General features: G+C 40.1%; 19 protein-coding genes. 10 read left to right on the top strand and 9 right to left on the bottom strand.

The genetic code is table 11. The features are described 5' to 3' along the window. Positions 1-9: 9 nt before the first annotated feature. The 3 genes from C4F49_RS03235 to C4F49_RS03245 all read left to right on the top strand — a co-directional run bounded on the left by C4F49_RS03235 (position 10) and on the right by C4F49_RS03245 (position 3,298). Positions 10-933, top strand: a complete 924-nt coding sequence (locus C4F49_RS03235; RefSeq protein ID WP_196934448.1) for an ABC transporter ATP-binding protein — start codon at positions 10-12, stop codon at positions 931-933. Beyond that, positions 930-2,498, top strand: coding sequence for an ABC transporter permease/substrate-binding protein (locus C4F49_RS03240; RefSeq protein ID WP_196934449.1), 1,569 nt, complete (start codon positions 930-932; stop codon positions 2,496-2,498). The genes C4F49_RS03235 and C4F49_RS03240 overlap by 4 nt, the downstream gene beginning before the upstream one ends. A gap of 191 nt (positions 2,499-2,689) precedes the next feature. Further along, a complete protein-coding gene (locus C4F49_RS03245) occupies positions 2,690-3,298 on the top strand; it encodes a hypothetical protein (protein ID WP_196934450.1) in 609 nt (202 codons plus the stop codon). 1,220 nt (positions 3,299-4,518) lie between these two features. On the opposite strand, the gene C4F49_RS03250 is transcribed toward C4F49_RS03245, so the two are convergent. The 3 genes from C4F49_RS03250 to C4F49_RS03260 all read right to left on the bottom strand — a co-directional run bounded on the left by C4F49_RS03250 (position 4,519) and on the right by C4F49_RS03260 (position 6,636). Beyond that, positions 4,519-5,151, bottom strand: a complete 633-nt coding sequence (locus C4F49_RS03250) for an alpha-ketoglutarate-dependent dioxygenase AlkB family protein (RefSeq protein ID WP_336244660.1) — start codon at positions 5,149-5,151, stop codon at positions 4,519-4,521. Further along, complete coding sequence (locus C4F49_RS03255; protein WP_196934451.1) at positions 5,117-5,974, bottom strand: bifunctional transcriptional activator/DNA repair enzyme AdaA; 858 nt, start codon at positions 5,972-5,974, stop codon at positions 5,117-5,119. The genes C4F49_RS03250 and C4F49_RS03255 overlap by 35 nt, the downstream gene beginning before the upstream one ends. 140 nt (positions 5,975-6,114) lie before the next feature. Then, the gene (locus C4F49_RS03260; RefSeq protein WP_196934452.1) at positions 6,115-6,636 is read right to left on the bottom strand and encodes a YciE/YciF ferroxidase family protein; all 522 of its coding nucleotides are present in this window, start codon (positions 6,634-6,636) and stop codon (positions 6,115-6,117) included. 286 nt (positions 6,637-6,922) lie between these two features. Here C4F49_RS03260 and C4F49_RS03265 point away from each other — a divergent pair, with 286 nt between their 5' ends. Both C4F49_RS03265 and C4F49_RS03270 read left to right on the top strand, forming a co-directional pair. After that, positions 6,923-8,080, top strand: coding sequence for a zinc-dependent alcohol dehydrogenase (locus C4F49_RS03265; protein ID WP_196934453.1), 1,158 nt, complete (start codon positions 6,923-6,925; stop codon positions 8,078-8,080). 129 nt (positions 8,081-8,209) lie between these two features. Further along, positions 8,210-8,461 carry a SemiSWEET transporter gene (locus C4F49_RS03270; RefSeq protein ID WP_196934454.1) on the top strand — a complete coding sequence of 84 codons (252 nt, stop codon included), beginning with the start codon at positions 8,210-8,212 and terminating at the stop codon, positions 8,459-8,461. A gap of 12 nt (positions 8,462-8,473) precedes the next feature. On the opposite strand, the gene C4F49_RS03275 is transcribed toward C4F49_RS03270, so the two are convergent. From C4F49_RS03275 to C4F49_RS03290, 4 genes are all read right to left on the bottom strand, one after another. Continuing rightward, positions 8,474-9,427 (bottom strand): erythromycin esterase family protein, encoded by a 954-nt coding sequence (locus C4F49_RS03275; RefSeq protein WP_196934455.1) that lies wholly within the window; start codon positions 9,425-9,427, stop codon positions 8,474-8,476. 275 nt (positions 9,428-9,702) lie between these two features. Next, positions 9,703-10,614 carry a helix-turn-helix domain-containing protein gene (locus C4F49_RS03280; RefSeq protein ID WP_196934456.1) on the bottom strand — a complete coding sequence of 304 codons (912 nt, stop codon included), beginning with the start codon at positions 10,612-10,614 and terminating at the stop codon, positions 9,703-9,705. Between the two features lie 36 nt (positions 10,615-10,650). Further along, on the bottom strand, positions 10,651-11,010 hold the full coding sequence (locus C4F49_RS03285) for a hypothetical protein (RefSeq protein ID WP_196934457.1): 360 nt from the start codon (positions 11,008-11,010) through the stop codon (positions 10,651-10,653). Between the two features lie 67 nt (positions 11,011-11,077). After that, complete coding sequence (locus tag C4F49_RS03290; protein WP_196934458.1) at positions 11,078-11,983, bottom strand: alpha/beta hydrolase; 906 nt, start codon at positions 11,981-11,983, stop codon at positions 11,078-11,080. A 687-nt stretch (positions 11,984-12,670) separates the two neighbouring features. Between C4F49_RS03290 and C4F49_RS03295 the strand changes: the two genes are divergently transcribed. Both C4F49_RS03295 and C4F49_RS03300 read left to right on the top strand, forming a co-directional pair. Beyond that, on the top strand, positions 12,671-14,920 hold the full coding sequence (locus C4F49_RS03295; protein WP_196934459.1) for a bifunctional alpha,alpha-trehalose-phosphate synthase (UDP-forming)/trehalose-phosphatase: 2,250 nt from the start codon (positions 12,671-12,673) through the stop codon (positions 14,918-14,920). Further along, positions 14,892-16,697 (top strand): glycoside hydrolase family 15 protein, encoded by a 1,806-nt coding sequence (locus tag C4F49_RS03300; protein WP_196934460.1) that lies wholly within the window; start codon positions 14,892-14,894, stop codon positions 16,695-16,697. The genes C4F49_RS03295 and C4F49_RS03300 overlap by 29 nt, the downstream gene beginning before the upstream one ends. Before the next feature lie 89 nt (positions 16,698-16,786). On the opposite strand, the gene C4F49_RS03305 is transcribed toward C4F49_RS03300, so the two are convergent. Beyond that, positions 16,787-18,697 (bottom strand): amidophosphoribosyltransferase, encoded by a 1,911-nt coding sequence (locus tag C4F49_RS03305; RefSeq protein ID WP_196934461.1) that lies wholly within the window; start codon positions 18,695-18,697, stop codon positions 16,787-16,789. 101 nt (positions 18,698-18,798) lie between these two features. After that, positions 18,799-19,314, bottom strand: coding sequence for a lipocalin-like domain-containing protein (locus tag C4F49_RS03310; protein WP_196934462.1), 516 nt, complete (start codon positions 19,312-19,314; stop codon positions 18,799-18,801). 124 nt (positions 19,315-19,438) lie between these two features. On the opposite strand from C4F49_RS03310, the gene C4F49_RS03315 reads away from it, so the two are divergent. The 3 genes from C4F49_RS03315 (at position 19,439) to C4F49_RS03325 (ending at position 21,928) form a co-directional block, all read left to right on the top strand. Continuing rightward, a complete protein-coding gene (locus C4F49_RS03315) occupies positions 19,439-20,311 on the top strand; it encodes a cupin-like domain-containing protein (protein WP_196934463.1) in 873 nt (290 codons plus the stop codon). 2 nt (positions 20,312-20,313) lie between these two features. Next, positions 20,314-20,688 carry a YchJ family protein gene (locus C4F49_RS03320; RefSeq protein WP_231388193.1) on the top strand — a complete coding sequence of 125 codons (375 nt, stop codon included), beginning with the start codon at positions 20,314-20,316 and terminating at the stop codon, positions 20,686-20,688. A 97-nt stretch (positions 20,689-20,785) separates the two neighbouring features. Beyond that, the gene (locus C4F49_RS03325) at positions 20,786-21,928 is read left to right on the top strand and encodes an MFS transporter (RefSeq protein ID WP_231388194.1); all 1,143 of its coding nucleotides are present in this window, start codon (positions 20,786-20,788) and stop codon (positions 21,926-21,928) included. Positions 21,929-22,027: the final 99 nt, after the last annotated feature.

A 22,027-nucleotide genomic window follows, 5' to 3' on the forward strand; every position in this document is an offset into this window, starting at 1 on the left:
AATGCAAAAATGATACAAGTCGAATCCCTAACTAAACGATATAACGGAAAAACAGCGGTAGATTCTATTTCTTTTCAGGCCAACGAACAGGAAATATTAGTGCTCTTGGGCACGAGTGGCTGTGGAAAAACAACCACGCTAAAAATGATTAACCGGCTGATTGAGCCTGATTCAGGAACAATCTTAATCGATGGTAAATCCATTCGCGAGCAACAAGCCGAACAACTTCGCATGGGAATTGGATTCGTCATGCAGCATTCGGGTCTATTTCCTCATTATACCATTCGCCAGAATATCGCAGTCGTGCCCAAATTACTCAAATGGAGTCCAAAACAGACCGAACAGCGCACGCAGGAATTGCTTGAAAAATTGCACCTTTCCGAAGACGTACTCAATCGCTATCCGCAAGAATTAAGTGGCGGACAGCAGCAGCGCGTTGGGATTGCGAGAGCGTTGATTGCCAACACCCCTGTCCTATTGATGGACGAGCCTTTTGGAGCGCTCGATACAATTACAAAGGCAGATATACATGCCGAATTCAAATCTTTGCAAGAATTAAAGAATAAAACCGTTGTGCTAGTCACGCATGATGTGCAGGAAGCATTTGAACTTGGCCACCGCATCGCGTTGATGGACAATGGGAAGATTATTCAGATTGGCACGCGCGAAGAAATTATCTATCGACCCAAAAACTCCTTTGTCAGCGAATTTTTCGCTGAAAATCGGTTGCTTTTAGAATATAAACTCACTTCGATTTCAGCCCTTATGCCTTATCTACACGAGTCTGGAAATTTTCTAAATCAGTCAAATCTATCGGAATCGGATAGTACATGGCATGCTTTGCAAAAACTGAGCACCGATAAAACACATGCTTTGGATTATGAGCGGCTAAGCCAGGCATTTGGGGAATACCGTAAATCACAAATCCGATGAAACAGCAGAGCCTTTGGGAATTCGTTGTGGAGCAACATGAAAAACTGTTCAGCCAGATTCTAGAACACCTTGGACTGACTTTTTTGTCTTTGTTCCTAGCGATTCTTGTCGGCGTTCCGCTAGGCATTCTAATCGCCAGAAACCGAAAGCTTGCCAATCCTGTATTGGGCATCGCCGGAATTCTGCAGACGGTGCCCAGCATTGCCTTATTGGGATTTATGATTCCCGCCTTTGGCATTGGAGCGACTCCAGCAATCGTTGCCTTGCTGATTTATGCACTGCTGCCGATTATCCGAAATACCTATACAGGCATTACTGGCGTCAATCCTTTGCTGATTGAATCGGCAACTGCGCTAGGCATGAACAAACGACAGCTCTTGTTCAATATCCAGTTGCCATTGGCAATGCCTGTGATTATGGCAGGGATACGGACAGCGGCAGTAATCAACGTTGGCGTCGCCACTTTAGCTTCTTTCGTCGCCGCCGGCGGTCTAGGCGAATTTATCTTTGGCGGTATATCGCTCAACAACACCAATATGATTCTTGCTGGCGCAATACCTGCAGCCTTGTTAGCTATCCTGCTAGACCAATGCATTGCGCTTCTTCAAAAATCAGGCTATGCAAGCCTTCGTTATTTGAAATTAGGCATTCCTATCCTATTGGCTATTGTTGCTGTGATCTATGTATGGCCTTCAGCTAGCAAAAGCGACTTGAAGTTCGGGTTTACGCCCGAGTTTATGGGCAGGCAAGATGGGGATTTAGGCCTGCGTTCAGTTTATGGAATACAGATCAAGCCGAAAGTAGTCAGTGATGCGATTATGTATAAAGCGGCGAGCGAAGGTGAGCTGGATGTGATAAGCGGTTATTCTACCGATGGACGGATTCAGGTTTTTGACTTGCTTGTTCTCGAGGATGATAAAAATATATTTCCACCCTATTATGCGGCGCCGATAATCAAAACCAAAACGCTGGCAAAATTTCCTGGGCTGAAAGATGCATTGGATCTCCTTGCCGGAAAGATAAGTGATTCGCTGATGCGCGATTTGAATTACAAAACAGATTTTCAAAATTTGACCCCCGAAAAGGTGGCAAAAGATTTCCTGACGGAGAATGGATTGCTCAAAGAAAAACGAAATGGGAATGCCGGAACAATCCGAATTGGTTCAAAAATATTTGGCGAACAATACATTCTGGTTGCCATTTACAAAATGCTGATTGAAGGAAATACCGATTATCAAGTGGAGACCAAAACAGGCTTGGGCGGCACGAAAATCTGTTTCGATGCATTGGCAAATGATGCCATCGACCTCTATCCAGAATACACCGGAACAGGACTCTTAGTTCTGCTAAATCCGTCGCAGGAAACTATTCGAAAGGTTTCGCAGCATCCTGATAAAACCTATGACTACGTTAATGCAGCATTTAAAAAGCAGTATGGCATTGAATGGTTGCAACCAATTGGTTTTAATAATGCCTACGCGCTAATGATGCGCCAAAAACAAGCGGCTTCATTGGGTATCCGCAGTATTTCGGATTTAAAGGATTATCTGGATAAAGCCAACTAAGAGTTGCTGCATTAGCCATCCTTAATCCTATTTCTCGCTTTCTATCTTATTCAGACTAGAATATCATTCTGTCCTAAATCAAGGTTCAAAATGTTAAAATCTACTTAAAAACCGTTGGATTGACTTGCCTTTAAGTTAAAATTAGTATCTTGAGCTAGTATAAACCAGTACAGATCAAGCATAACATACGAATGAAGAACTTAACCTTACTTAATTTACTAACTGTTTGTTTCCTTATCCTGAGCAGCAGCTGTTCAAAAAATGATTCACCGAACGAAGACGAAGACCTTAACGACGGGACTGTTTCGTTGCTGTCCATGACTTCCATTAGCTATAGCAATTTAAAAAGGGAAAGTATTTGGGTCGATATAGATACATACGAGAGAGTATTTCCAACGCCGGTTACTTCTTTAAAACTTGATAATATTTTTGAAGATGTTAAAGACAGTGTGGCGATCGACCTTGATTTACCAGATTATATGAAGATTGAGACAAAAGTAACTGTTCCTACCGTGCTATTACCTGGATCCCATGAAGTACTCGTGACCGATAAAGATAGTTTGAAAGTTTCCGCATTTCCATTTGAAGTAGGATTTCGCTCCTCACTCCGCTACGATATTACAGAAAGCTATGATGGCTTGATTTCTAAAATCATCATCGACAGAAGCTATGAACGCAAGCGTTTTACAGCTGATGTCGCTGTGACTTTCATAGACGCGAATAACTCTTCGCATGTAGTACATGGCACATTATCGGGGTCAAAATTAGGACAAACAAAAAAAGACGTTTATGTTTGGTAGTAACGATTATTTATTCTTTCCATTTAATCATTAAGCATTTTTGTGATACTTCGCTATTCAGTATGTTCCGAAGGGACATCCTGAATAACTGATAATAGCGGATTTGCAATCAGCTCTATTGTGCGGGATTGCGAATCCTTTTTATTTAAAGTTAGACATCTCCCTGTTTTCAAAATAAAAAGTAAAAATTTAAAAGTAAAAAAACATTTCTAGTCACTAGTTTGAGACTCTTCGTTTCACTCAAAGTGACAAGTACACATATTGTTATTCTGAGGAACTAAATTTTGCGCTCAAAACTTTTGGAACATAATGACAATGTTTGGCTGATTGATGTTTTGTTGCATAAGACCTGCAGAAAGTAAAGTAAGTGGAACAAAGAATAGAGGTCGGATTATACTCTCTTTTAAAGCCTCGTTAGAGGCTGAATGTTTGTAGAAATTGTTAGGAGAATTAAACGCGTGCCGTAGGTACGCAATCCAATCGAAAAGATTTATATAGCTTTAAAATAAATTGTTGCGTACCTACGGCACGCTGCTTTTATTGCGCATTCTTTTCCTACAAACATTTTGCTCCTACGGAGCAATTTCAAAAGCAATACATTTTCCTTTCAATGTGCCGTAGGCACAACCGCTTTGTAGCAAAAAAAACAACGAAATGTTTTGTGCCGTAGGTACAATCCTTTTCCAAAAGGAGCGTACCTACGGTACGCATATATTTATCAATTAATCTTGCTACAAAGTGGTAGCTCCTACGGAGCAAGATCTATATGGCTTAGCCAGTATTAAATCTGTCATTGGTAGCGTAGCGAAAAATCTAGGATGTAAGTTTGAGACTCTTCTCGCTATTCTGGATGTTCCGAAGGGGCATCCAGAATCTCTGATAAAAGCGGATTTGCAATCCGCAAATAGACTAATCTTTCGGGATTGCAAATCCCGTTTATTATAAGTTCGAAATCTACCTGCGGAAGATATCGAATAGCGGCTTTCAAAGGAAAAATTCAAGTGTAAAAAGTAAAACCTTCCTGGTGGCTAGCGCACGCGTTTCGCATGTGCATGTTTTATCTTGATGAATCTCACCTAAAATAAGACTGTTCGTTTCACTCAGAGTGACAATTCAAATGCGGATTTATTGCTCCTTATTCCAACCATTATCCTTAATACATCTGCTGGAGCATTGTTTCGCTTATATTTATTCCCCTTTCGGGGGTTAGGGGGATTCGCCTAAAATCGCTCAATAACTCGAAAAGTCAGATTGATTCTAGGGCTTTTAATAAGTTTCGTCGGTGGAAGCCGATGCAGCCAATGCGTTTGCGTACTGCCTTTCATAATCAGCAAGCTACCATGAGCTAGCTTGAATTCTACTTTTTCTTTGGAGACTTTATGCTTAAATGAAAATTTGCGCTCCGCGCCAAAACTTAAAGATGCGATTGAGCCATTTTTCTTTAAATCCTTTTCGCCATCGCTATGGTAGGCCATTCCTTCCTCTCCATTATGATATAGGTTCAAGAGGCAGGAGTTAAATGTTTCACCAGTTTCTTTCTCAATGCGGCCTTTTAATTCCAGCAATTCTTTAGTCCATGGCAAAGCCTTTTTGGTTACATTCGAATAGGTATATTCAAAAGGATGTTCGCCATACCAAGCTACTTTCCGTTTGGTAATGATTTTCTTGCCGAAAATAATGGATTCATCATTCCGCCATTCAATCGCTTCGAGCAATTTAGTAAAGTAATCGTCCGCTTCTTTTGCAGAAAATATTTTGCCATAATAATTAACTTCCCCTTCATAGGGAAGCCAATTTTTAGCAGTGTCGTATTCTTGTTCAAATAATTCCATCTTGCGCGTTAACTTGTGCATTTTCCCAACCAATAATTGCCGTTTTGCGAGTTGCTCCCCAACGGTATCCGCCTAGAAGCCCTGAATTCTGAATCACGCGGTGGCAAGGAATCAGAAAGGCAACGGGATTGCTTCCGATAGCTGTGCCAACTGCTCGCGATGCTTTGGGATGTCCTATCTGAGCGGCTAGCGTACCATAAGTCGAAAGCTTACCTGTCGGAATTTTCAATAGACTTTCCCAAACTTTCAGCTGGAAATCAGTTCCTTTTAAATGCAATTTCAGTTCGGGCAAAGGTTTTCCATCCTGCTGAAAGATTGCCAAGGCATCCTGTTGCATCGGTTCTTCTTTCTCATCGAAAACAGCATTCGGAAACTTAGCTTTTAATTGTGTCAATGCATAATCCTTATCTTCATAAAATGCCAAATAACAGATCCCTTTACTAGTATTGGCGACCAATAAACTTCCGAACAGGCTATCTGCAAAATGATAATGGATCGTCAAGCTCTTGCCAGCATGTTTGTATTCTGCGGGAGTCATTCCTTCGATGGAAACAAAAAGGTCATGCAGTCTGCCCGTACCAGAAAGGCCTGTTTCATAAGCCGCATCAAAAAGCGTCGCTTGCTGTTCGCTCAGCAATCGCTTTGCATGCTCTACCGAAATATACTGAAGGAATTTCTTTGGGCTCGTGCCCGCCCAATCTGTAAATAAACGCTGGAAATGCATAGGACTCAGATGAACCTGCTCGGCAATACGTTCCAAAGAAGGTTGCTCCTTAAAATGCTGTTGAATAAAATCAATCGCAGCTGCAATCCGGTTGTAGTTAATGCTGTCCTGGGTACTCATTTCTATTTAGTCATTTGTTAACACAAAAATCGCTAAACGAAGTAAGCTAAAAAATCCGAATCTTGCTATTTTTCAAAACTAAAAATGCTGAAGTTTTTGGAAACCCCAGCATTTACTAGATGTAATAATGGTAGTGCTTATTACTTCTGTTTCCCCAAATTTGCGCTTTCTAAAGCAATAGTTGTTAAGAGTTCATCTGTTTCCTTTTCTTCGGATAAAGTTAAAGCCAATAACTCTTGAGCGGTTGTATGTTCCATCAATTTAGCATAGGTTACTAAACATCCGTACGTTGCAATTTCATAATGCTCTACTTTTTGTGCCGCAGCAATCAGTGCAGCATCTAATACTTCGGGCGCGTCCTGAAATTCTTCAACAATCTCATCTGCTTCTTCTAGCAGTCCTTCCATCGCCTTGCATTTCTTTCCACGAGCAGAAAGACCAAGATCTTCAAAGACAGTCTTTAACCGTTCTATATGTCCTTCTGTCTGTTCATAATGTGCGTTAAAAGCTTCTTTTAGCTGGTCGCTTAATGCAGCATTAGCTAATTTTTTAAGACCTTTTAGCAGTTGCCTCTCTGCACCAAGAACATCTTTTAATTCGTCGACAAACAATTCATGAAGATGCGCATTTGGCATGTCTAGATTTTTCTCTTGTGTTCTCATGATATGTAAATTAAGTTTAGTTGATGCTTTTTATAACGCAATGATTATCTATTTGTTTCATCTATTCGAGATACTTATCAAGATATGCTCAAATAGGGTACAAATACTCATCAAGCGTATAAACACTTGATTTTCAAGCAAAATAACCTTTTCAATCAAATCAGTATCGTTTTATAAATTTTCGCTCAGATTTCTTAAACTATTTTTTAGGGCTTTTGTTCTTCTAACGGTGAGCGCATAAACAATAGCTACACTATGTACTACCGAAAAACTAAGAAAGAAAAACATGAAAGCAGTAGTTTTTAATAAACCAGGAGACATTCGTGTCGAAACAGTAGCAGATCCATCTATTTTAGATCCCCGCGATTTGATCCTTCGAGTAACATCAACAGCCATCTGTGGTTCCGATCTTCATATTTTATCTGGAGCTGTACCTCAGAAAGACCCGATGGTTTTAGGACATGAATTTATGGGTATTGTCGAAGAGGTAGGTTCAGACATCAAGAACCTAAAGCGCGGCGATCGCGTTGTTGTTCCATTTCCTATCTCGTGTGGATCATGCTTTTTCTGTCAGCATGATGCATCTCCTGCTTGTGAAAATTCAAATTATAAACATTATGGGCCGAACGGTGATCTAGCAGATCAAAAAGGGGGCGCATTATTCGGATATACAGATTTATATGGTGGTTATTCCGGAGGACAAGCTGAATACGTACGTGTGCCATACGGCGATGTGAGTCCTCGCATTGTTCCAGAACATTTAACAGATGAACAAGCTTTATTTCTAACCGATATATTCCCTACGGGATGGTCTGCGATTGATTGGGCTGGATTAAAAGGCGGTGAGGTCGTCGCGATCTTTGGTTCAGGACCTGTTGGATTAATGGCTCAGAAAGCTGCTTGGGTAAAAGGTGCGAGCCGAGTTATTGCGATTGATCCGCTAGACTATCGTTTAGAAAAGGCAAAACAAGTCAATAACGTGGATACGCTGAATCCGCATAAGGTAGATGTAGTAGAAGCTATTCGTCAGATGACAGGAGGACGCGGAGCGGATGTTTGTGTGGAAGCCGTAGGATTTGAACCCGAACGGACTTTGTTAGACCGCATCAAAGCGACTGTTAATTTTGAAGTTGGTTCGATGAAAGTCCTGGATATGTGTTTTGAGGCTGTGCGAAGAAATGGCACTGTATCCATAATGGGTGTTTATGGATCGACTTATGATAATTTCCCTTTGCATAGGATCTTTGATAAGGGAATAACAATCAAACAAGGCCAGGCTCCAGTGTTGAATTACATAGATGAGCTGATTGATCTTGTCAAAGACCATAAAGTTGTCTTGAATGATATTATAACGCATTCACTTCCGTTAGATGAGGCTGCGAAAGGCTATGATATATTTGACAAAAAAGAAGATGAATGTGTAAAAGTTGTACTTAAACCGTAATCAATATATAGTTGTCCATTTAGCACCTGTTTGCTATTTCCTAACGGAATGCTTACAGGTGTTTTTTTATCTGCTAGCTCACAACAGATCTTTAGGTAGACAATTCAAACTAAAGCACTCAGCAATAAAATGGAAACAATCATTGGAACATTAGCGGGCATCTTCACTTCTATATCCACGTTGCCTCAGCTTTTCAAAGTAATCAAAAACAAAGATGTAGCTAATATTTCTTGGATGATGGTCAGCGTGTTGTTAATCGGTGTATCGCTTTGGGTCGTCTATGGAATACTTAAAAATGAATTGCCAATTATTATCTCTAATGCTTTTTCTGTTGTAGTCAACTTGATCCTATTGGGATACTATATTGCTTATAGAAAATAGGTAGATACCTGCCTATTCAATTGCTTTAGAAGCTGTGGTTTTCAGAATATAAATCAATCCATCGAAATCACTAGTAGCTTTGGCAGGCATTGATTTAGGCTTTCCTTGCCAATTTGCAAATAAACCTGCAATTGGATAAGTACTTTCCTTTGAGAAAGCAGGATCGCTTGCATCAAGAAAAAAGGCTGGATATTGTTTGCTAAGATCCTGTACGGCTAAAGCTTTCTTATCCATTTCGAAAGGATATTCTTTTAATGCTCCGTCCTCGAATACATTGAAAGTCCCCTCATGTGTATCAAAGATGAGCAGGTAGTATTGATCTTTTAATTTTTGCGCTAGAATATTGCCCATGGCTTTAATCTCCGAATGAGTGATATCCCAAGTGTTGCTTTTTACTAAATGTGTATTATGTGCCCAGAGCATGTACTTTTTATCTTCCATCTTATCGATGAAATTCTTTGCCATCAGGCTGTCTCTCGCAAAAGGATCTGCCCAATACGCTTCGCTATCAAATCCACTGACCTGAACTTTATCTTCAGCTTTCTTTTTCGAATTGGATTCGCGGATCCAATCTATCAGTTCGTATAAGGTTTGAGAGTTGTAGAGTCCATAGCTTTTCAATTTCTCCTTTGGATCGCCTGTTCCATGCAGGACAAATTGGTTAATTGCTTCAGCAACTGTTTCATCCATTTCAAATGCTAAAACCTGATAATCCAAATTATTTATTAGGTGCTTCACAAGCATTGCCTTTATAGTAAAGAATTCTTCTGTTCCATGAGAAGCCTCTCCTAAGCCAATGACTTTGGTGTCTTTTAATAGCGGATCTAGAAACGAGAATTGTTTTGTGTTGTCCATATCCGATAAATTTATTTCGTGAACAGCTTTCTCTTTGTGATTTTCCTGAGCTTGCAGGCCGGCAGAAAAAAATAAAATAAACGCTAGGATTTGGATAGTTAAGTTTTTCATAAGTGTATACGTTTATATATAGATGCAATTATCAAGGGGATTCCATATATAGGTGAAGGAGGTGATGGTGGTGATGGAGGTTATGAGAGGGATTTTGATGATGCTGTAAGCTGAAATCAGTAGGCTTTAGGCCCTATGGGAATTTTGGAACAAGAAATATGGAGTAAAGGATAAGCGTTTTACGCTATTTCTAATAGTCAAACTGCCTAATTGTTTATTGGAAACGAAAAATAGATGTTTTCAGGTAAAGAGAATGTCCCTGACTCTCCTTTTAGTTAATTAAAAGACTGCCGAAATTCTAAAGGCGACATATCTGTTTTGCTTTTAAACAATTTATTGAACGATTGAGGACGTTCAAATCCGAGTTGGTAAGCAATTTCCGATACTGTTAACGTCGATGTCGTTAAATATTCTTTTGCTATAGAAATCAGTTTTTCATGTATATGTTGCTGTGTGCTTTGTCCCGTAAGCGAACGCAAAGCATCACTCAAATAATTCGCAGATAAATTAAGTTGATTGGCTAAATACTCTACCGTAAGAATTCCTTGACGCAATGGTTTTTCACTATTGAAATAGTCGTTGATAAGCCTTTCGGTATTTGTAAGCAAATCATTATTTACCGCCTTGCGTGTTATGAACTGCCGATCGTAAAAACGATGGCTATAATTCAGTAGCAAATCAATCTGTGATAAGATTACCCCTTGAGTATGATGATCGATATGCTGGTATTCTTCTTCGATTTTTTTAAAGATAGCAATAACATTGGCTTGTTCTTTTTCAGAAAGATGCAATGCTTCATTTACCGAATAAGAAAAGAAATTATAATTTTTAATCTGTGTAGCCAACGGATGTTTAGCCAGAAAGTCTGGATGAAACATAAGTGCATAGCCAGTTCCTGATGTTTCATTAAAATCGTTTGTACTTTCTATTTCGATAGACTGAACCTGTTTCGGAGCGGTAAAATTCATAGTTCCGTTATCGAAGTCGTAATAGTTTTGTCCATATTTCACTTTGGACTGAATATTTTCTTTCAGTGAAATGGTATAAAAATCAGTTGTGAATTTTTTCCAAACGTCAGTAACAACGGTATGCAGTTCCGAAACCTGAACTACGCTAACCAAAGGATGTAAAGGAGGTGGAATAGACAATAAACGATGAAATACCGATAGCGATTGAATGACTTGCATATGCTAAACTCCATAAATTTATGAGACGGACTATTATCAGTGCTTCTGCTTCCAATACAAGAAACCAAAAAGAAACAAAACAGCAAGCTCAATTAGCAACCACCATATTTGTTTGACAAAGAAACCATCAATTAGTAAGCCGGTCAACCTAGCTATAATAATCCCCAATGTAAGCGCAAAGAGAAAAGCAACAATCCCTAAACCCCATGAAGTCCAATTTGTATAAAATAGAAGGAATAGGCCTAAACCAATGAGCAACGCCCAAGGCACACGCTTTTCGATCATTTGATAGGCATCGATAGAGGTTCGAAACTTAGTCACTAAATCGGGCTTCAGCGTAAATATAAATCCTGCAATAATTAAAATTACACCTGATATTTTTAAGATTGGAATCATCGTAAGCTATAATAGTTAAATATACTGTTTATTTTCCGAGGCTCTATATATACTTCGCTAACATTCTCTACAAATGCTCGCGAAAAAAAGGGATAAGCTGAGCCAAAGCTTCCTGAGTGGCTTGAGGTTGATCGTACAAATCATAGTGGTTTGCACCTTTCACAATGTGCATTTTTTTGTTAGTCGATGCAGCTTTGTTGTACAAATCGAAACCATCTCTGTAGGAACCAAAACCGCCAACTTTGTCTCCGACGATAACTAGCAAAGGTTGAGTCAGAAAATATTCTGCCAAATGAAAAGCATCAAACATAATCAGCTTGCTCATACTGGTAAAAAGCAACTTATTGCAGGAGTTGGGATGTTGTCCGCGCGGGGTTCTGTAATAATCAATAGCTTCCAACAAATCCAATTCTTGCAAACCTAATTTTTCAGCTTCTTCCGCCGAATTAGGGATCCAGTTATTGATTAACTTTTCGGTTCCATTCGCTTCAGCGGTTCTTTGTTGAGCAACAGCATGAAGCGTTTCAACGGGATTGGCTTCCCTGAAAGCTCTGCTGGCATTCGTTCCTATAACTGTTGCTATAGCCTTAAATCTCTTTTCAGAAATAGCGGCATTAGCTGCGTAACCGCCGCCAGCACAAACGCCCATTGCTCCGATCCGTTCATTATCAATAAAAGATAATGTCGTAAGATAATCTATCGCACAACGGATATCTTCGACGCGTGTTGCCGGGTCTTCTAAATATCGAGGTTCACCGCCACTCTCGCCTTGAAATGAAGCATCGAATGCCAAAGCAATAAAACGATTTTCAGCAAGTTGACGAGCATAAAGGCCTGCCGTCTGTTCTTTTACACTGCTTCCAGGATGTACGCAGACAATGCTAGGATACTGTTTGCTATCGTCAAAATTTTCAGGAAAATATAAATGTCCTGCTACATCCCATGTATTATTTTTAAAACTAACTCTTTCCATCGTTTTGTTATGTTTAATGTTACCATACAAAAGTCTGAAAATATACAGATGCGATTGTTTCCAAATCACGGTTAGGAGTGTCTATATTACTGCAATTATTTTGATTTTTTGTTAATACTGAATGCGACTTGCTATTACTGCAAATCCCGTTTATTCAAAGGTCGACACCTCCCTGTTTTCAAAGTAAAAATTAAAAATTTAAAAGTAAAAAAACATTTCTAGTCACTAATTTGAGACTCTTCGTTTCAGTTAGAGTGACAATATTCGCTATTCAGGATGTTCGGAAGGGTCATCCTGAATGTCTGATAACAGCGGATTTGCAATCCGCTCTATTTTGCGGGATTGCAAATCCCGTTTATTTAAAGTTCGACATCTCCCTGTTTTCAAAGTAAAAAGTAAAAATTTAAAAGTAAAAAACATTTCTAGTTGCTAATTGGAGACTCTTCGTTTCAGTCAGAGTGACAATTACACATATTGACATACTGAGCGCAGCGAAGTATCTAAAACCGAGAATCTTCATTTTATTCAGATTGACAAAATCCCCGATCCTTACTCCTTACTCTTTGCTCCTTACGCTCAAAAACCCATAAATTTCAAAAAAATTAAAACCATTCATCGTTAAATCAGTTATAGTAGTAGTTATCTAAACCGGTCACCTTGACCATCATCAACCTCATCTAGTACACTATGTTAAAAAAAAGAACTATTATTATTTCAAATCGACTACCCATACGCATTGAGAAACAGCATGATACTTTAGAATTTCTACCCAGCGAAGGAGGTCTCGCTACCGGTCTCGGCTCCATTTACAAACAAGACGACAACATTTGGATTGGCTGGCCTGGATACATTCCCGAAAATGAAAATGAAAAGATTCTGATTACCGAAAAACTTGCTGAATTTAACCTAATACCTGTCTTCCTTACCGCTGAAGAGCTGGAAGGGTATTATGAAGGGTTTTCAAATGAAATTTTATGGCCTATTTTTCACGATAGATTGCCTTACGCTATTTTTGACAAAGAGTATTGGCGACTGTACAAACAAGTCAATCAGAAATTTTGCGAAGCAACATCGCAGCAACAGCTGACATTAAAGGATGAAATATGGATACATGATTACCAACTGATGCTTTTGCCGCAGATGATTCGCGAACAGCACGAATTGATTTCGATTGGCTACTTTCAACATATTCCATTTCCATCGGAGGAGCTTTTCCGTTGCATTCCCTGGCGAGACGAAATCCTCAGCGGATTATTGGGAGCCGATATCGTCGGATTCCATACCTACAACGACACAAAGAACTTCCTCAACTCCTGCCTGCAAATCCTAAACCTTCCGAATACCAACAACAGTGTCATTAGCAGAGACCGGCAAGTATTTGTCGAGGTGTTTCCGATGGGAATTGATTTTGACAAATTTGATTCACTGGCGCAAACGGAAGCGGTGCAGAAGAAGGCAAATGAAATTAAAAACCAGTTTAAGGATTTGAAAATCATTCTGTCGATAGACAGATTAGATTATAGCAAAGGGATTATCGAGCGGTTGCAGGGTTTTGAAACCTTATTGCAAAAGCATCCCGAACTACGCGAACAGATTGTGTTGTACATGCTTGTCGTTCCCTCGCGAGACACGGTTCCGCAATACAAAGCTTTGCGAGATGAAATTGACCGCATGGTCGGACATATCAATGCCGTGTATGGATTTAATTCATGGACTCCGATTGCATATTTCTACAATTCATTTCCGCTGGAAAACTTATCAGCGCTCTATGTTGCGGCCGATGTATGTTTAGTCTCTTCGCTAAAAGATGGGATGAACTTAGTCTGCAAGGAGTACATTGCGAGCAAAGCCCATCGTTTGGATGGAGTTTTGATATTAAGCGAACTTGCTGGCGCAGCCAAAGAACTCACAGATAGCATTAACATCAATCCCTATTCAGTCGATAGCATTGCCTCAGCCATTCATCTGGCGATACACATGCCTGTCGATGAACAGCGAAAAAGGATGAAGAAAAGCGTGGAAATCGTTAAAAAATTTAATGTATTCCATTGGGTTAAAATCTTCTTTAACAGGCTTCGTGAAGTCAAGACAAGACAGAAAAAACATACCACGCGCAAGATTCAGGGCGAAGTCAAAGAAAGTCTTCTCGCTCAATTTAAAGCCAGCAAACGCCGTTTGTTCTTTCTCGATTATGATGGAACATTAATTGGCTTTCAACAAGATGCCGAAGCGGCAATACCGACGGATGTACTCCATGCGACGTTAAATAAATTACAGTCTCCAGATGAAAACCAAATCGTTATTATCAGCGGCAGGCCACACACGAATCTGGATGATTGGTTTGGAAAAACATCGTATTTCTTAGTCGCGGAACATGGCGCTTGGAGCAATTATCCCGACCAAGAATGGCATCCGAAGAACAACTTATCTACCCGATGGAAAATTCCAGTCAAGCGGATGATGAGCAAAATGACAAACCTCACTCCTGGTGCTTCGATTGAAGAAAAAACCTATTCGCTGGCTTGGCATTACCGACGCGTGCAGGCAGGTTTAGGACAAATGCGTTCGGAAGAATTGGTGGATAGCTTGCATTACTTGCTGCCACAATACGGCTTGCAGCTGTTAATGGGCGACAATGTTATTGAAGTAAAAAGTACTCATTTAAACAAAGGAAAAGCAGCAGTGGATATCGTTGCAGAATACCAGCCTGATTTTATATTCGCCATCGGCGATGATTCTACGGATGAAGATATGTTCTATGAACTTCCAGAAAATGCGGTTACGGTTAAAGTTGGGAATAAAAAATCAAAAGCACATTATTACGTGGAAAGCCAGGAAGAGGCGGTCGAGCTTATCTCCTACTTTGCTTCCTCGACAGAATTGAATACAACACTAAATACAAAAGACTATGACACACAAGAAACACACATACGATAGTGGGATTATAGGAAACTGTTCTTACATAGCGCATGTGGAGAAAAACAGCAATGTGAATTGGCTCTGCTGGCCAACATTCGAAGATTCGTTTATATTCGGAAGTATTTTGGATGATGAAAAAGGTGGCGAATTCAGTATTCTGCCAGTAAAAGAAATCACGCAATCTTCCCAGCACTATTTAGAGAACACCAACATATTATGCACCACAATAGAAAGCGAAGACGGCAGTTACAAAATCACTGACTTTGCTCCGCGCTTCGAACAATATGAGCGCTATCATAAGCCTCTGATGCTTATTCGCAAAATTGAACCCTTATCCGGACATCCGAAAATCCGAGTAACCTGTACGCCAAAGTATGATTACGGGTCACATGATTTTAGCAAAAGCCGGGGAAGCAATCATGTGCAATACGAATATGCCGACCAGAAAATCAGGTTGGTGACGAATATGCCTACAAGCCATTTTTTCGATGATAATGCCTATTTGCTCAATAAGCCTATTTATTTGATATTGATTTTTGGAAATTCTTTCGAAGCGTCCATAGAACGAACAGCAGAAGATTTTCTCACGAAAACAACGGCCTATTGGCAAAAATGGGTAAAACACGCTTCTATCCCTTCGTTTTATCAAAAAGTGGTCATCCGTTCCGCGCTGGCATTGAAGCTTCACCAATATGAAGATACAGGCGCAATCATTGCGGCGAGCACAACCAGTTTGCCGGAACATCCGGGTTCGGGCAGGAATTGGGATTATCGATTCTGTTGGGTCCGCGATAGTTATTATGTCCTGACGGCATTAAATCATATCGGACATTTCGAAGAAATGGAAAAGTATGCTTCTTATATTGCCAACATTACCCAATCCGACCTTGGAAGATTGCAGCCGCTTTATGGCATTATGGGCCAAAGCGAATTGGAAGAGAAAACACTGGATTATCTAAAAGGGTATTTGGGAAATCAGCCCATACGCATTGGCAATCAAGCCTCCGAACATATTCAGAATGATGTGTATGGACAAGCGATGATTGCTCTTCTACCTTTGTTCACGGACCATCGTTTTCGCCATCAGAATATGGCTTCGGCTAAAGAATGGACGAATTTTATTTTGAATAAAATTGAAATGACGATTGATGAGAAGGATGCAGGTATCTGGGAGTTCAGGAATTTTGAAAACAGGCATTGTTATTCCAATCTTTTCCAATGGGCCGGCGCAACCGCAGCCTTGAAGATTGCGAAACAATATGGTTTCAAAGAAATGGAAGAAAAAGCAATTGTCATCCGCGAGCAGGCCAGACAGCATATTGAAAGCTGTTATGATGCCGAACGTGGCGTTTATACCAATGCAGCAGGAAGCGATGATTTGGACGCCTCTACCTTGCAATTGATTATGATGAATTATTTAGACCCGAAATCTGAAAAAGCAAGACGGCATTTGGAAGTTTTGGAAAAAGAACTGAAAGGTGAGCATGGGTTATTCTACCGTTATGTGCATAAAGATGATTTTGGGAAACCCAAATCTACTTTCCTAGTCTGCGCATTCTGGTATGTGGAAGCATTGGCTTGCGTCGGTAGATTGGAGGAAGCGCAGGATGTGTTCAAGCAATTATTGTCCTTCGGAAATCACTTGATGCTGTTCAGTGAAGATGTGGACGAACAAGACGGCAGCCAGTGGGGAAATTTCCCTCAGGCGTACAGCCATGTCGGATTAATGAATGCAGCTTATCGCATTGGAGTTCAATTGGACAACCCGACCTTCTTCGAAAGTTTGTATGAATAATAGCGAACGGAATTTATTCTTCCAGCGAGCTTAAACAAAAAAATCCTTCTAATTTCTTAGAAGGATTTTTTGTGAACTTATGTATTTTCTTATACGCTAAAGTAAGCGCGGATATTCTTTCCTTCCATCCAGTTCATGTATGCACGATTAACGACTTTATTTCCTCCTGGAGTTGGATAATCCCCTGAGAAGTACCAATCGCCTTTATGATTCGGACACGCAATATGCAAGTTATCCAAAGTCTGATAAACGACTTCCAATTCAGCATTTAAATTATGCGGACGAATAATGCGAGCAATTTCTTCTGATATTTCTAAATCAGTAAACGGTTCGTAAATATCTTTTACATAATTTTCTACTTCATCTTTAGGCGTAGTGACCGAAGCCATACATTTCTGATAAACTTCGTCAATGATATGTGCCAATCCACGTTGTTTCAATAACGATATCGCTGCTTCGAAAGCAACAAATTCGCCCATTCTCGACATATCAATACCGTAACAATCTGGGTAACGGATTTGCGGAGCAGAAGAAACAATAACAATCTTTTTCGGCTTCAAGCGGTCAAGAATAGTTAGAATACTTTGTTTCAAGGTTGTTCCGCGAACGATGGAATCATCAATCGCAACAATCGTATCGACATCATCGCGCACAACACCATACGTGGTATCATACACATGCTGTACCATATCCTGACGGTCAGCATCTTGTGTGATGAACGTACGCAACTTCGCATCTTTGACATTCAGTTTCTCAAATCGAGGCGTAATGCTAAGCATATCATCCAGCTCCGCATCTGAAATTTTATCAGAACGGTTTAACAAAGCATGCTTTTGGAAATCCCTAACGTAGGTGTTGACACCTTCCATCATGCCGTAATAAGAAACTTCGGCCGTATTTGGAATAAATGAGAATACAGTGTTTTTAATATCGTAATTAATGGATTCCAATACTTGAGGACACAATAATTTACCTAATGATTTTCTTTCTTTATAAATATCGGCATCAGAACCTCTAGAGAAATAAATCCGTTCGAATGAACAAGATTTCTGCTCAACAGGCTGTCTGAACATTTCTTCCGTAATCGAACCGTCTTTCTTCACGATTAAAGCGTGACCAGGCTTGATTTCTTTTACTGCACCCAAAGGAACGTTAAAAGCAGTCTGGATAACCGGACGTTCAGAAGTCACGACTAAAATTTCATCATCTACATAATAGAATGCTGGGCGAATTCCGGCAGGGTCACGCATAACGAATGCATCGCCATGTCCAAAGATTCCGGCAATCGTATAACCGCCGTCCCAAGTTTTCGCAGAACGAGTCAGGATTTTCGCAACATCGATGTTTTTCGCAATCTGTGCAGAAATCTCAATGTTCGAAAGGCCTTTGTCTTTGAAGTGGTCAAACAGTTCCTGATTTTCATCATCTAGGAAATGTCCGATTTTTTCAAGAACCGTAACCGTATCCGCTTGTTCTTTCGGATGCTGGCCTAACTCATACAATTGCTGTAACAGCTCATCCACATTGGTCATGTTGAAATTCCCAGCAACAACTAAGTTTCTGGACATCCAATTGTTCTGACGCAAAAACGGATGGCAGCTTTCAATGCTGTTCTTCCCGTGGGTTCCGTAGCGCAAATGCCCTAAAAGAACCTCCCCCGTAAAACTTACATTGTCTTTCAACCATTGTGTATCCATTGATTGCTGAGGATAAGCCTTTTGAACTGCCACAAATTTCTTTTGCACATATTCAAAAATATCTGCTACCGCAGAAGAACCCATCGCACGATATCTCGAGATATACCGATTTCCTGGTTTGACATCAAATTTAATGGTTGCAATCCCCGCTCCATCTTGACCACGGTTATGTTGTTTCTCCATAAGGAGATACAGCTTGTTTATCCCGTAGTAGGGCGTACCGTATTTTTCTTGATAATAAGACAGGGGTTTTAGCAATCGAATAAGTGCAATTCCGCACTCGTGTTTTATAGCATCGCTCATAGCTTGAATTGATGTCGCAAAGTTACGTATATTTTAAAAAATTGTGAAATCAAAAATGGAGTTCTTTACATAAAAATGAATTAATTAATCTTACAAGCAAATTAATAGGTTTGATTCGCAACTTTTTGTTTCAAATCCATAAATCTATCCCGAGCAGAAGCCATTTCCACTTTCTCCACTCGCTGCCATGTTAAATAAGAATTAACCATCAATTTATTCGATAAAACAGGTTCTACGGATTTCAAACACAAAACATCTCCGTCGAAAACTGCTTTTCTCGTTAATCGCTGCCCTTCCCAATTTGGGTAAAGCGAATTTGAAATATCGTACGTAACAATTGCACTGTAGTTGTCGATTTCAAATTTTCCGCAATAAGCTACATAAGAATTCATACCCGCGATAACTTCTTCTTCAGGTGCAAAGAAACGGTCGCTAGTCGAATAGTGTGCCCGGTTCCCTGCCGAAATCTGAACAGACATGTAATCGTCCGCACCGTAGATTAAGATACCTTTCGGATTTTTCCCCATGGGAAAGATTGAATCTGCCCCGTTGATAGGAACTTCGATGTACGAAAGTAACGTCCAAGTCCCAATTAGTTCATTTTTAATAGATGTCATTATGTTTAGTATTTAGTGTTTCTTTATTAACGCTTAATTGAGCAAAAAAGTTTGTCACTTTCTTGTTGTGATTCTATGCTGACATTTGTAAATAATTTCTAATTTTAGGACAAGATTTAAGCGTATGATTTTATCACCGATAGATACCGTAACGACAATCAGCAAAGATGAATTTGTTGAGAAATACTATAAAGCGCAAAAACCTGTACTAATCAAAGGCTTAGCGCAGCAATGGGAGTCCTACGGCAAGTGGACATTAGACTACATGCACGACCATGTTGGGGAATTGGAAGTCGGTCTATACGACAACAAACCAGCGGACCCGAACAAAGCAACCGATAAACCTGTGAAGGTTATGAAATTCAAAGATTACATTTCATTGATTAAGTCACAGCCATCGGACCTAAGAATCTTCTTTTTTATTATCACGGACAAGCTTCCAGAACTGCTTAAAAACTTTACTTATCCTGATTTAGGGTTAAAATATTTCAAACGTATCCCTACCCTTTTCTTTGGCGGTTCTGAATCCCGGGTATTGATGCATTACGATGTGGACTTAAGCGACCTTTTGCATTTCCAGTTCGAAGGAAAGAAACGCGTACTGCTGTTTGACAATGCACAGTCACCTTATTTGTATCAAGTTCCACTATCGGTCCATACGGTATATGATATCGATTACGAAAATCCGGACTATGAAAAATTTCCGGCATTGCGCTACGCGAAAGGCTACGAAATCATTATGGAACACGGTGATGCTTTATTCATGCCTAGCGGTTATTGGCATTTCAACCGTTATTTAGAAGCTGGCTTCTCGATGTCATTGCGTTCTCTACCGAACACAGCAGGAAAATTTTTGAATATGCTGAATCACGTTTTTGTGATGCGCTACTCAGATAAATTGATGCGCAAATTGTTTAAAGCCAAATGGGTTAATTACAAACAGGAATCAGCGTACAGAAAAAGCCAGCGTGCTTTAGAAAACTCTCAAAAAGCCTAATCATGACTGAATGCCCTTGTGGTTCAGGAAAACCATACACAGATTGCTGTTCTAAAATCCATCAGGATTTACGCCTGGCCTCTTCTGCCGAACAGCTTATGCGAGCACGTTACGCGGCGTTCACCTTGCAACTGATTGATTTTATTTACGACAGTTTTTATTGGAAATCCAGAAAGCTTCAGAACAAATCCGATATTGCCGATTGGGCAAAAGCCAACAAATGGATGAAATTGGAGGTGTTGAACGCGACAGAAAACACAGTCGAGTTCAAAGCCTATTACCTAAATCCGCAAGGCGAAATGGAAATCCATCACGAACTTTCCAAGTTTAAACAAGACAATAAAATCTGGTATTACCTAAGCGGAAAACACGCATAAGCACTGAATTGTTACTTTCATAAAATTGAATTAGCAGTACCTTTGTGGCGTGGAAAAAATGTTGAATCAACCCCTCAGTAAATCCGTTCTGTGGATTATGACTATCTCTACAGGACTTATCGTTGCAAATAATTACTACAACCAGCCCTTGTTAGGCCTAATGGCCAAAGATTTCAATGTCCAGGAAAGCATGGTCAGTAAAATTGCTGTGCTGACGCAAATGGGTTATGCATTTGGATTATTGTTTATTATTCCTTTGGGTGATATGGTATTGCGGAAGCGTTTAATTTTAGTGGATTTAGTGTTGGTGATTGTTGCATTGCTAGGCATGGCCAAAGCACCGACTTTGAATTGGTTATTCGTGATGAGTTTTTTGGTGGGTTTTACTTCGGTTATTCCACAGATATTCGTTCCCATGGCAGCCGAACTTTCCTCTCCGGAAACAAGAGCCAAAAACATCGGATTGGTGATGTCTGGATTGCTATTTGGGGTTTTGCTGTCGCGCGTCGTATCCGGTTTTATTGGCGATGTGTTTGGCTGGCGTGATATGTATTACCTTGCCGCAGGCGTTATGGTCTGCATCTGGGTACTGGTGTATTTCACCATTCCGGAAGTAAAACCAAATTTCAAAGGAAGCTACCGCGAATTGATGAAATCGGTTTTCACGCTCGCTCGTACGCAACCGGTCCTGCAACTTGCTGCATTCCGCGGAGCGATGGGCTTCGCCGCGATGTCCGCGGTATTTACGACTCTAGTCTTTCATTTAGAGGAACCTCCATTTTATGCCGGTTCGAGCGTTGCCGGAAGTTTTGGCGTAATTGGCGCTGTCGGCGCTTTAGCAGCTGCATTTGTTGGTAAACTTACTTTCCGATTTACGACTTACAAGCTAATTTTGTATGCGTTACTCATCCTTCTAAGTTCTTGGGTTTTTATCTATTTTGGAGGTTATAGCTACATCGGATTGATTATCGGCATTATTTTGGTTGATTTAGGATTACAAGCTTCACATATTTTGAATCAAACGGATTACTTCGCCTTGAATATCGGTGCCAACAATCGGTTGAACACGGTTTATATGTTTTGTTATTTTGTAGGCGGCTCTATCGGAACATTGTCTGCAGCCTATTCTTGGGAACATTATGGATGGACTGGCGTTTGCGCTGTCGGTGCAGGATTTAGTTTAATGGCAATCTTAGCCCACGTTTTATTTAGCAAACGTATCCGAACAACAGCTAATTAAGCTTTTATCCATATTTGGCAAAACTTTCTTGCATACAGATTGTTTCTAATCACATGCGGTTGCTGTGAATGAATGTAAAGTAAAAATTACTTGATTGTT

Source organism: Sphingobacterium hungaricum, assembly GCF_015210005.1.
Classification (GTDB): Bacteria; Bacteroidota; Bacteroidia; order Sphingobacteriales; family Sphingobacteriaceae; genus Sphingobacterium; species Sphingobacterium hungaricum.

Bases quoted from the DNA above. Each gene is read 5' to 3' on its own strand.
- C4F49_RS03235 (WP_196934448.1), top strand. From the start codon at position 10: ATGATACAAGTCGAATCCCTAACTAAACGATATAACGGAAAAACAGCG.
- C4F49_RS03240 (WP_196934449.1), top strand. From the start codon at position 930: ATGAAACAGCAGAGCCTTTGGGAATTCGTTGTGGAGCAACATGAAAAA.
- C4F49_RS03245 (WP_196934450.1), top strand. From the start codon at position 2,690: ATGAAGAACTTAACCTTACTTAATTTACTAACTGTTTGTTTCCTTATC.
- C4F49_RS03250 (WP_336244660.1), bottom strand. From the start codon at position 5,151: ATGCACAAGTTAACGCGCAAGATGGAATTATTTGAACAAGAATACGAC.
- C4F49_RS03255 (WP_196934451.1), bottom strand. From the start codon at position 5,974: ATGAGTACCCAGGACAGCATTAACTACAACCGGATTGCAGCTGCGATT.
- C4F49_RS03260 (WP_196934452.1), bottom strand. From the start codon at position 6,636: ATGAGAACACAAGAGAAAAATCTAGACATGCCAAATGCGCATCTTCAT.
- C4F49_RS03265 (WP_196934453.1), top strand. From the start codon at position 6,923: ATGAAAGCAGTAGTTTTTAATAAACCAGGAGACATTCGTGTCGAAACA.
- C4F49_RS03270 (WP_196934454.1), top strand. From the start codon at position 8,210: ATGGAAACAATCATTGGAACATTAGCGGGCATCTTCACTTCTATATCC.
- C4F49_RS03275 (WP_196934455.1), bottom strand. From the start codon at position 9,427: ATGAAAAACTTAACTATCCAAATCCTAGCGTTTATTTTATTTTTTTCT.
- C4F49_RS03280 (WP_196934456.1), bottom strand. From the start codon at position 10,614: ATGCAAGTCATTCAATCGCTATCGGTATTTCATCGTTTATTGTCTATT.
- C4F49_RS03285 (WP_196934457.1), bottom strand. From the start codon at position 11,010: ATGATTCCAATCTTAAAAATATCAGGTGTAATTTTAATTATTGCAGGA.
- C4F49_RS03290 (WP_196934458.1), bottom strand. From the start codon at position 11,983: ATGGAAAGAGTTAGTTTTAAAAATAATACATGGGATGTAGCAGGACAT.
- C4F49_RS03295 (WP_196934459.1), top strand. From the start codon at position 12,671: ATGTTAAAAAAAAGAACTATTATTATTTCAAATCGACTACCCATACGC.
- C4F49_RS03300 (WP_196934460.1), top strand. From the start codon at position 14,892: ATGACACACAAGAAACACACATACGATAGTGGGATTATAGGAAACTGT.
- C4F49_RS03305 (WP_196934461.1), bottom strand. From the start codon at position 18,697: ATGAGCGATGCTATAAAACACGAGTGCGGAATTGCACTTATTCGATTG.
- C4F49_RS03310 (WP_196934462.1), bottom strand. From the start codon at position 19,314: ATGACATCTATTAAAAATGAACTAATTGGGACTTGGACGTTACTTTCG.
- C4F49_RS03315 (WP_196934463.1), top strand. From the start codon at position 19,439: ATGATTTTATCACCGATAGATACCGTAACGACAATCAGCAAAGATGAA.
- C4F49_RS03320 (WP_231388193.1), top strand. From the start codon at position 20,314: ATGACTGAATGCCCTTGTGGTTCAGGAAAACCATACACAGATTGCTGT.
- C4F49_RS03325 (WP_231388194.1), top strand. From the start codon at position 20,786: ATGACTATCTCTACAGGACTTATCGTTGCAAATAATTACTACAACCAG.